Below are 1,111 nucleotides of genomic sequence, written 5' to 3' on the forward strand. Positions count from 1 at the left end.
AGAGGGTGTTTACATAATGATATAATAGTGCCATCTCATCACAGACAGTCATCGAAATGGGCCGCCCACTGAAGATTCAAGTCGAACATGAAGCTGTGTTGATGGACATCGTCGCGTCGGATCCGACGGCGACGTTGGAGGAAATCAGGCTTGAGCTTCTCCGCCGCTGCAACGTGCATGTTCATGAGCAAACGGTGGTCTCGACGTTGAAAAGGCTTGGTATCGAGCGCCGCCCTAGCCATGAGGTGGTAACGATCGAGAAAGTCCAGATCGATAAGTCGCGTTATGGCTATACCGATGCGCACGCTCGCCAGGAGCCGGAACAGACCTACCCGAGTTGCCTGACCAACGCCGAATGGGCACTGGTCAGGGATATTTTCGAGAAGGAAGGCGGGCGCGGTTTGCCGCCGCGCATCAGCCGCAGAACGCTGGTGGATGCGTGTTGTTATGTGGTGCGCAGCGGTGGGTCGTGGCGGATGCTGCCAGTACATTTTCCACGTTGGCAAAACGTGTATCGCACCTTCCGCCGCTGGAGCGAGCAAGGCAAGTTCGAGCAGATGCACGACCGCCTGCGCGGGCAATGGCGCGAGCGCGAAGGAAGGAACGAAGAACCCACCGCCGCAGTGATCGATGCACAATCCACGCGCGGTTCTGCGCAAGGTGGCGACACTGGCTATGACGCCGGCAAGAAGGTCAAAGGGCGCAAACGGCATCTGGTGGTGGATACGCTCGGATTGCTGCTTGCCGTGAGCGTCACCGCCGCCAGCATGCAGGACCGCGATGGCGCTTATCCGGTGGTGGAACGGGCGATGGAAAAATATCCGAGCATCCAGACGCTGTACACCGACAGCGGTTACGCAGGGCAGTGTGCGCAGCTGCTGTCGCAGTGTCACAACATCCGGGTACAGGTCGTGCGGCATCCGGCCAACAAGAACGTGGGGCGTTGGATGGGTCCAGAGCAGCCGGACCTATTCACGGTGAAAGCCAGTGCTCAGGGATTTGTGGTGCTGGCCAAGCGTTGGGTGGTCGAACGCACGCATGCCTGGAACGACCGTGCACGCCGACTCGTCATGCACCACGATCGGCTGCCCAAGGTGGCCGAGGCGTGGGT

At 59.6% G+C, this 1,111-nt stretch carries 1 protein-coding gene; it reads left to right on the forward strand.

Annotated elements, in window-relative coordinates; translation table 11 throughout:
• Positions 1-56: 56 nt before the first annotated feature.
• A partial coding sequence (locus tag XcuCFBP2542_RS18910; protein ID WP_104605771.1) for an IS5 family transposase occupies positions 57-1,111 on the forward strand: 1,055 nt, incomplete at its 3' end.

The sequence above is a fragment of the Xanthomonas cucurbitae genome (genome assembly GCF_002939885.1).
Lineage (GTDB): Bacteria > Pseudomonadota > Gammaproteobacteria > Xanthomonadales > Xanthomonadaceae > Xanthomonas > Xanthomonas cucurbitae.